Source organism: Pseudomonas sp. (genome assembly GCF_035277045.1).
Classification (GTDB): domain Bacteria; phylum Pseudomonadota; class Gammaproteobacteria; order Pseudomonadales; family Pseudomonadaceae; genus Aquipseudomonas.
Window position 1 is genome coordinate 21,894 of the sequence record NZ_DATELE010000173.1, and the last position, 8,726, is coordinate 30,619.

An 8,726-nucleotide genomic window follows, 5' to 3' on the forward strand; every position below is an offset into this window, starting at 1 on the left:
GTTTTGCCTGTCAGCCGAGGTTGTCGAAATCGAGCGACAGCTTGAGCTGCGCCCAGTGCGCGGCTTCCGGCTCGCCCAGCGGCTGCGCCTTGACGTAGCTCAGGGCCAGCATCTTGCGGGTGCCCGGCAGCACCAGCGCAAGCTGGTACTGGTAGACCTTCTCCTGGCCCCGGCTGAACTGGCTGCTCAGTTCGATGGCATCGACCTCCTGGGCCGCGCCCACCCGTACCGCCTGGGCGGGCTGGAAGCGCAGGTCCTTGACCTGCTGGCGAAGGCGCTGCAGCTGACCGTCAAAGTTGCTCTGCAGCGTTTCGCCGTCGCCCAGCAGGCTGCGGCTAATCACCAGCGAGGTACCCAGCGCGTCGAAGCGCAGGATGTTGATGCTGGTGTCCTGCACCTGAGCATCGGGCAGGGCGAAGCGGAACTCGTTGACGCGGTAGCTCATGGGGTACTGTCTCGTCACTTGCGGGTCTCGGGGAAGATCGCCTTCACCGAGTCATCGATGGTGGATTTCACGCCCTGGCCATTGGCCGAGGTTTGCGCACCGCTGCCGACGTTCAGGTCGAGGGTGCCGCCGGTGTTGATTTCCGCATCCTTGCCGGCATGGAAGCTGAACTGCTCGCAGCTGATGTTGATCTGCCCGCTGGCGTTGAGCTCGATCACGCTCTTGCCGCAGACCAGGCGCAGGTTTTCACCCACCTCGATCAGGTAGCTGGTGCTGATGCTGTCGGTCTTGCTTGCCCCGACCAGCAGCATGTCGTCACGGCGCACCGCGCGGATACGGTCCTGGCCGATGGTGATGGTTTCCAGCAGGGCAACCGTCTGGGCCCGGTTCGCGCCCACCGACAAGGTCTCGTTCTGCTCGACCACCGTGTCCATGTCGCGCTCGGCGTGCACATACAGCTGCTCGGCGCCCTTCTTGTCTTCCATGCGGATTTCATTGAAGTTGGCCGGCGATCCGCCTTTGCTGGAGCGGCTCTTCATGCCGCTCTGGGTGGCGTTGCCGGGCAGGTCGTAGGGCACGGCCTGCTCGGCGTTGTAGACCCGTCCGGTGATGATCGGCCGGTCAGGGTCGCCTTCGAGGAAGCTGACGATCACCTCCTGGCCGATCCGCGGGATCTGCATCGACCCCCAGTTCTTGCCGGCCCAGGCCTGGGACACGCGAATCCAGCAGGAGCTGTTTTCGTTGGACTGGTCGTGCCGGTCCCAGTGGAAGTGCACCTTCACCCGGCCGTACTGGTCGGTCCAGATTTCCTCGCCGGCCGGGCCCACCACCACGGCGGTCTGCGGGCCCTTGACGATCGGCCTCAGGGTGCTCGGGACCGTGCGGTAGCTCTGCTGGGCATCGATGCAGCCAAGGTTGCTCTCGAACTGCGCCGCGCCGCTGGCGGCACCGGTTTCCAGGCGTTCCTGCACCACGTAGTAGCGGGCGGAGACGATCAGGTACTCGCGGTTCTGGTCCTGGCGGGTGAAGCCTGTGAGGCTGAACAGGTGACCGCCGCCCAGGCCGCGGGCGTTGCCGCGCAGCTCGACCCGCTCGTGCAGGCTCTGGATCGATTCCAGGCGCGTGCGCGCATAGTGCTCGCCATCCTCCGATTGCGCGTAGGCGCCGGGGTAGTCGTACAGGGGGGTGTCGCCCGCCTGGTGCGGGCGCGGCATTGCCGAGCGTACGTCGATGCGCGCGCTGGGCCGCTGGAAGTCGTAGTCGTTGAGCTCCAGCGAGCCTGACTGCACTTCCTGCGCGAGGTGCCAGTCATTGATATGGTCGCGCTCGCGGTGCTGGCCATCGGGCGGGTAGAAAGGCACCGACTCGTAGCCGGGGGCCTGCTGGTGGGCGCCGTAGGCATCGGCCAGCACCAGCACGTGGCGCGCCTGTTCATGGCGGAAGAAGTAATAGATGCCTTCTTCCTCCATCAGCCGGCTGACGAAGTCGAAGCTGGTCTCGCGGTACTGCACGCAATATTCGCGCTCGCGGTAGGTGCGGCTCAAGGCGTCTTCGAAGTCGGAGAAACCGAGGTCGCGAAACACCTGCTTGATGATCTGCGGCGCGCTCTGGTGCTGGAAGATCCGGCAGTCGCTGGTGCGTGTCAGCAACCACAGCCAGGGCCGCAGCGTCACCTGATAGCTGGCGAACTGCCCCCTGTCGACCGACTGGCTGCAGCGCGCGACGATGCCATGAAAATACCGCGCGCCACCCATGCCCAGCTCAAGGGACAGGCTCATCGGCTTGCCGAGCAGCTGGTTGAGGTCGATGGCCGGGTCTTCGCTGGTCAGGTGCAGCTCGTAGTCGAACAGGCGGCCGAGCTCTTCGCTGCCGCCCATTTCGCCGAGGATCAAAACGTCCGGGCCCAGAGGACTGTGGATCTGCGCCAGGCGCGTGAGTTGCTTGAACAACATGAAGAGTCCTGTCAGCTGGCGGCGCTGAAGTCGTAGCGCAGTTCATTGTCGCGCCGGCTGATGCTCACGCTGGCCAGCGGCTTGCCTTCGAGCAGGCGGGTCAGGAACTCGCGGCTCATGTCCGGCAGCAGGCCATTGGTCAGGATCGCGTCGATCATGCGGCCACCGCTTTCGTGCTCGGTGCAGCGCGAGACAATCAGCTCGACCACCCCCTCGTCGTAGTCGAAGCCGACCTTGTGGGTGTTGCGCACGCGCGTGCGGATGCGCTCGAGCTGCAGGCGGGTAATGGCCTTGAGCATGGCGTCGCTAAGCGGGTAGTAGGGGATGGTCACCAGGCGGCCCAGCAGCGCCGGCGGGAAGATCTCCAGCAACGGCGCGCGCAGCGAGCTGGCCACCGACTCGGGATCGGGCAGCGCCTGTGGGTCTTTGCAGGTCCTGGCGATCAGCTCGGTGCCGGCATTGGTGGTGAGCAGGATCAGGGTGTTGCGGAAATCGATCTGGCGGCCTTCGCCGTCCTCCATCACACCCTTGTCGAACACCTGGAAGAATATTTCGTGGACGTCCGGGTGGGCTTTCTCCACCTCGTCCAGCAGCACGACGCTGTACGGCCGGCGGCGCACGGCCTCGGTCAGCACGCCGCCTTCGCCGTAGCCGACATAGCCGGGCGGCGCGCCCTTGAGGGTGGAAACGGTGTGGGCTTCCTGGAATTCGCTCATGTTGATGGTGATCAGGTTCTGCTCCCCGCCATACAGGGCTTCAGCCAGGGCCAGGGCGGTCTCGGTCTTGCCGACCCCGGAGGTGCCGGCGAGCATGAACACACCGATCGGCTTGCTCGGGTTGTCCAGGCCCGCGCGCGAGGTCTGGACGCGCTTGGCGATCATCCGCAGGGCGTGGTCCTGGCCGATGATGCGCTTGGCCAGGTGCGTGTCGAGGTTGAGCACGGTCTCGATCTCGTTGCGCGCCATGCGCCCGACCGGGATGCCGGTCCAGTCGGCGACCACCGAGGCCACGGCCTGGTAATCCACGGTCGGCAGGATCAGCGGGTTTTCGCCTTGCAGGGTGCTCAGGCGCTGCTGCAGGTCGATGAGCTGGTCGCGCAGGCCTTGACCGTCTTCGGCCTCGGCTTGCTGGTCGACGACGCCCACCGCCTGGCGCAACTGCGCGCGGGTGGCGAGCAGTTGATCGACCAGGGATTTTTCTTCGGCCCAGCGGCTTTCAAGGCCGGCCAGGCGCTGGAGCTCCTCGGCCAGGCTCGAATCGACCTTGGCCTGGCGCTGCGCGGTGTCCACGCCGATGGCCGCTTCGCGGGCGATGATCTGCTGCTCCACCTCAAGTGCCTCGATGCGACGACGGCTGTCGTCCACCTCGGCCGGCACGGCATGCAGGCTGATGGCAACGCGCGCGCAGGCGGTGTCGAGCAGGCTGACCGATTTGTCCGGCAGCTGGCGCGCGGGGATGTAGCGGTGCGACAGCTTGACCGCGGCCTCGAGGGCTTCGTCGAGCACCTGCACCTGATGGTGCTGTTCCATGGTCGCTGCGACCCCGCGCATCATCAGCAGCGCCTTGTCTTCGCTGGGCTCGGCGACCTGCACCACCTGGAATCGGCGGGTCAGGGCAGGGTCTTTCTCGATGTGCTTCTTGTACTCGGCCCACGTCGTCGCCGCCACGGTGCGCAGGCTGCCACGCGCCAGCGCCGGCTTGAGCAGGTTGGCGGCATCGCCCGTACCGGCCGCGCCACCGGCGCCGACCAGGGTGTGCGCCTCGTCGATGAACAGGATGATCGGCTTGGGAGATGCCTGCACGTCTTCGATCACCTGGCGCAGGCGCTGCTCGAACTCACCCTTCATGCTCGCGCCGGCCTGCAGCAGGCCGACGTCCAGGCTGCGCAACTCGACGTCCTTGAGCGCCGGCGGGACGTCGCCGGCGACGATGCGCAGGGCGAAGCCTTCGACCACGGCGGTCTTGCCGACGCCGGCCTCGCCGGTGAGGATCGGGTTGTTCTGCCGGCGGCGCATGAGGATGTCGACCAGCTGGCGGATCTCCTCGTCGCGGCCGACGATCGGGTCGAGCTTGCCACTGCGGGCCTGCTCGGTGAGGTCGACGGTGAAGCGCTTGAGCGCTTCCTGCTTGCCCATCGCCGCGGGCGCCACGGCGCCACTCGCTTCGCCCGGAGCCGCGGCGCTGAAACCGTCACTGGCGGCCAGGTTGTGCTCTGGCGAGTCGCCCACGTAGTCAGCGAAGCGCTCGCTCAGAGCGTCGACCCTGATCTTGCCGAACTCGCCGGACAGCCCCAGCAGGGCGTTGCGCAGGCTTGGCGTCTTGAGGATGCCCAGCAGCAGGTAGCCGGTGCGCACCTGGCTTTCGCCAAACATCAGGCTGCCGTAGACCCAGCCACGCTCCACCGCTTCCTCGACCTGGGAGGACAGGTCGGTGATCGAGGTCGAGCCGCGAGGCAGGCGGTCCAGGGCGTCGGTCAGGTCGCGCGCCAGGCGGGCGGGCTCGACATCGAACTGGCGCGTGATGCGGTGCAGGTCCGAGTCCTGCAGTTGCAGCAGCTGGTGCAGCCAGTGCGCGAGCTCCACGTACGGGTTGCCCCGCAGCTTGCAGAACACGGTGGCGGCTTCGATCGCCTTGTAGGCGACGCTGTTGAGTTTTCCGAACAGCGCGGCGCGGCTGATTTCACCCATGGTCCTGGCTCCTTTGGGAAGGGGGGGTTAGCGGTTGCTCGGCGTAGTACCGGGCAAGCTTGAGATCGTTGGCATCGTCTGCCGGCTGGCCGAGCCAGGTGTCGAAACCCAGGCGAAGGCCTGCGTCGAGCCGCAGGGCGGGCACCTGGTCACGCCGCAGGATCAGGTTCAGCTCCCAGTCCAGCTCCTGGCCCTGGTACTCGGCGACCCACGCGGCGAGCTCGATGAACGCCGTGCCGCCGGGCAACAGGGCGTGATACTGGTCGAGGGTCAGCGGGCCCACGCACAGGCGGAACTTGTGCTGGCGGTCCCAGACATGACGGCCCAGGCACAGGTCCACGCCCAGGCGGTTGGCGCGCACGCCGAGCTGGCTGCGCTCGGGCAGTTTCAGCCATTGGCCGACGTATTCTTCAAGGGTGACCGGCACGCCGAAGTAGTCCGCCAGGATGCTGCACAGGCCGTCCGGGTAGCGGGTCTGCGCGGCCAGGTGGCCGGAGAAGTGCAACGTGGCGTTGTCCGGCAGCGGGCCCTGGCCCCGAAGGGCGGGCTGGCCACGGCCGCTCAGGGCGGCCAGGCGCGCGGCCCAGTAGTCATCCCCCGGGCGGTCGTGGCTGACCGTCGGCCGGGCCTCGGCCCAGGCCCGGTAGAACAGGCTCAGCAAGCGGTGATGGAAGATATCCAGGAAGCGCTTGCTGGTGTGGTCGGCGTGGTTGCGCTGGCGCTCGCGCATGTGCTCGGTGAGGTGCAGCGGCAGCGGGCCGTTCGGGCCGCCCAGGCCGAAGAAAAACTGCTCCAGGCGCGCCGGCCCGTCGTCTTCGCCGGGCGTGACCGAGGCCAGGGTCGCGGGCGCGAACGCGCAATCCAGGCGCTGGCCAAGGCGCACCGGCTCATCGGCCAGGCGCAGCGAATGGCCGAAGCGCGGCAGCTCGGGGTGTTCTGCCTCGAGCCGGCGCAAGGCCTGGAAGAAGTCGTACGCCCAGGGCTCGGCGTGCATCGCCTCGAGCGTGTTCACAGGGTCGGCCGCCGCCCGGGCTTGGCGTTCCATCGCATGATCTCGCCGCGCTCGGTGGCCCGCAGCACGGTTTCAGTGAAGCTGTTGATGGACACGTAACGGGTCAGGAAACGTTCGAAGACCGCGCCGAGCAAGAACACCCCGGTACCGCGGAAGGCGTTTTCGTCGAATGTCAGGGTGATTTCCAGGCCGCGGCCGAAAACGATCGGCCCCGGCATCGGCAGGCGCCGGGTGCAGGCTTTGCTGCTGACCTCGCGCAGGCCGTCGATCTGCAGCTGCAGGGCGCTGTCGTGGCTGTCGCCGTACAGGCGCATGAGTTCGCGCAGGGCCGCCGCGCCCTGGCCTTGCTCGGTCAGCGACAGGTAGTTCAGCGACAGCTGGCTGATCAGGCGCCATGCGCGGTTGTCGTGGGCGTGGCTGGCGCGCGGGCGGCTGGGCCCGGCCAGGCAGCGCACCGCGGACACAGGCGCGCTGTCGGCCAGGCTGAAGTCGCTGCGCCCGTCACCCACGTTCATGAACAGCGGCAGGTCGCGGTTGCTGCACAGGGCGCTGATGCCCAGCTGGCGCAGGTCGTGGCGATAGGGTGCCTGCTCGCCGTCGACCAGGCTGATGAAGGTCTCGCTGCCCATGTAGCTGGAACGTGTGCCATTGCGTCGCTGGTCGCTGGACAGCACCCGCGGCTCGCGGCGCACGATGTAATAGGCGGCGTTGCGACCGTAGCGCGAGGGGTCGCGCACGGCGTAGAACGGCAGGAACGGCTGGTCGGCGCCGGTGCCATGGCCGGTGACCTGCTGCAGCGAATGGACTTCGAAATCGGTCGGCCGTGTGCGGTCGGCGATCACATGGTGTTCATTGGCCTTGTCGCTCAGGTGGATGCGATCGACCCGCCGTGGGAACAGGTTGATCGCCGGCGTGCAGAACGGCACGAACTGCGCTGGCGTGACGCTGCCTTCCAGGCTCTGGTCAAACCGCTTGAAGAGCACCAGCAACTCCAGCTCCTGGCCGTCACAGCGTTTGACCGCGCGCGCAAGGCCCGCGAAATCGACGAACAGGAAACGCTGGGGCAGGGCGAAGTATTCCTGCAGCAGGCGGTAACCCTGAAACGCCTGCGGCACCACCGGCAGCGCTGCCTGCTGATCGTCGAAACCGCACGGCAGCAAGGCTTGCTCCACGGGAATACGTTCGACCCAGTCCGCGCCTGGCTGGCGGACAAAGACCGCGCAAGCATGGCCGAGCAGTTGCTCGTAGAGGCGGAACGGGGTTTCGTCGGCACCGTTGAGGTACAGGGGCAGGTGCTCCAGCGGCAGGCTGGAGAACGGCGTCTCTGCCGCGCTGCGCAGGGTCAGGCGCAAGCCGGCGCGGGCGCCGGGTTCACTGGCGGCAAGCCGGCCCAGCACCGCGCCGGGGTTGCCGAAGTAGTCGGCCCGCGCCACCTGCAGCGGCCACAGGGTCACATCCTGGGTCGTGCGAAACTCGCACGGCGTCTGCGTGTCGCGGCCAAGGTTGGCACGCAGCGCGCTGCCTCGCGGCAGCTCGAAGCCCGCGCTCAGCGAGCCCTCATCGGGATGGGTCTGCAGTTGCACCACGGTCATCGACGGCGTTGGCGCCAGGTAGTGCGGGTAGGCGATTTCCAGCAGGTTGTTGGTGAAGGTCGGGTACTCGGCGTCGAGCTTGAGTTGCACGCGCGCCGTCAGGTAGGCGAACCCTTCGAGCAGACGCTCGACGTAAGGATCGGCGCAGTCGATGCCCGACAGGGTCAGCCGGCCGGCGATCTTCGGGTATTCGTGGGCGAACTCCGCCGCGCTTTCGCGGATGTGCTGCAGCTCCTGGTTGTACAGCTCGAGCAGGCGCGGGTTCATGCGCGTCTCCGGCGGTCGGCGGGCGCCACGCGCACATGACCTGACTCCAGGTCCAGGTCGGTCTGCAGCAGCAAGGGCAGGGCGGCGGGCTGGGCCCACAGGTCGCCTTCGATCTCGAAACTCAGGGCGTTGGCGTTCATCTCGCCGGGCGCGGCCTGGGCACGCACCTTCAGGGTGTGGGCGAGAATCCGGGGTTCGTAGGTGGCAATCGCGTGGTGGATGATGCGCTCCAGGGCGGCCAGGTCGATGTTCGAGGCACTGTTGCCGGCCAGCGCGGGCAACCCGTAGTTGATCACCGAGGCACCGGCCGGCGTGCTCCGCGTGGTGTCGGTGTCGAGCAGCGAGGTGGTGTTGAGCAGCCAGGTCAGGTCGCGCAGCACCGAGGCCTTGAGCTGTTGCAAGGACAGCACACGCTTGTCGGGGGCTTCCTGCGGGTTGCCGGGTTCATCGTCGGTCAGACGATCCAGTAACGAGGGCTGCAGGAGGTCGCGGGCGGCGATGTTGGCTACCACGGAAAGGCTCCGTTGGAGGGGGTTTGGACCGCGTCGTCTGCTTCGCTGGCAAGCCAGCTCCCACAGGGACCGCGCGGATCGTCAGATCAGCAGGGTCCCTGCGGGGGCTGCCTGTCCTCACAAACCCTGCATTGAGACCAGCATGGTTTCTGTGAAGCAGGCCTGCCTGCCTTCACAAGCCATCCAGTGATCCTGGGATCAGCTTGGTTCTGTGGGAGCGGGCTTGTCCCGCGAAAGGAGCGACGCCGCTATCAGATCT

Annotated in this window: 6 protein-coding genes; all 6 read right to left on the minus strand. The window is 67.2% G+C overall.

The genetic code is table 11. The annotated features are described in order from the left end of the window. Window positions 1-10: 10 nt before the first annotated feature. The 6 genes from VJS90_RS08900 to tssE are packed head-to-tail and all read right to left on the minus strand — an operon-like array spanning window position 11 to window position 8,467. Window positions 11-445: a DcrB-related protein gene (locus VJS90_RS08900; RefSeq protein ID WP_324121094.1), complete on the minus strand. Its 435-nt coding sequence runs from the start codon at window positions 443-445 to the stop codon at window positions 11-13. 14 nt (window positions 446-459) lie between these two features. After that, the gene (locus VJS90_RS08905; protein WP_324121096.1) at window positions 460-2,397 is read right to left on the minus strand and encodes a type VI secretion system tip protein VgrG; all 1,938 of its coding nucleotides are present in this window, start codon (window positions 2,395-2,397) and stop codon (window positions 460-462) included. Between the two features lie 11 nt (window positions 2,398-2,408). Continuing rightward, window positions 2,409-5,084, minus strand: coding sequence for a type VI secretion system ATPase TssH (tssH, locus tag VJS90_RS08910; protein ID WP_324121098.1), 2,676 nt, complete (start codon window positions 5,082-5,084; stop codon window positions 2,409-2,411). Next, window positions 5,077-6,129, minus strand: coding sequence for a type VI secretion system baseplate subunit TssG (tssG, locus tag VJS90_RS08915; RefSeq protein ID WP_324121100.1), 1,053 nt, complete (start codon window positions 6,127-6,129; stop codon window positions 5,077-5,079). The genes tssH and tssG overlap by 8 nt, the downstream gene beginning before the upstream one ends. Beyond that, window positions 6,093-7,955: a type VI secretion system baseplate subunit TssF gene (gene tssF / locus VJS90_RS08920; protein WP_324121102.1), complete on the minus strand. Its 1,863-nt coding sequence runs from the start codon at window positions 7,953-7,955 to the stop codon at window positions 6,093-6,095. The genes tssG and tssF overlap by 37 nt, the downstream gene beginning before the upstream one ends. Beyond that, window positions 7,952-8,467 (minus strand): type VI secretion system baseplate subunit TssE, encoded by a 516-nt coding sequence (tssE, locus tag VJS90_RS08925; protein ID WP_324121104.1) that lies wholly within the window; start codon window positions 8,465-8,467, stop codon window positions 7,952-7,954. Before tssE ends, tssF begins: the two co-directional genes overlap by 4 nt. Window positions 8,468-8,726 lie beyond the last annotated feature (259 nt).

Coding starts and splice junctions, on each gene's coding strand:
- VJS90_RS08900 (WP_324121094.1), bottom strand. CDS start 445: ATGAGCTACCGCGTCAACGAGTTCCGCTTCGCCCTGCCCGATGCTCAG.
- VJS90_RS08905 (WP_324121096.1), bottom strand. CDS start 2,397: ATGTTGTTCAAGCAACTCACGCGCCTGGCGCAGATCCACAGTCCTCTG.
- tssG (WP_324121100.1), bottom strand. CDS start 6,129: ATGGAACGCCAAGCCCGGGCGGCGGCCGACCCTGTGAACACGCTCGAG.
- tssF (WP_324121102.1), bottom strand. CDS start 7,955: ATGAACCCGCGCCTGCTCGAGCTGTACAACCAGGAGCTGCAGCACATC.
- tssH (WP_324121098.1), bottom strand. CDS start 5,084: ATGGGTGAAATCAGCCGCGCCGCGCTGTTCGGAAAACTCAACAGCGTC.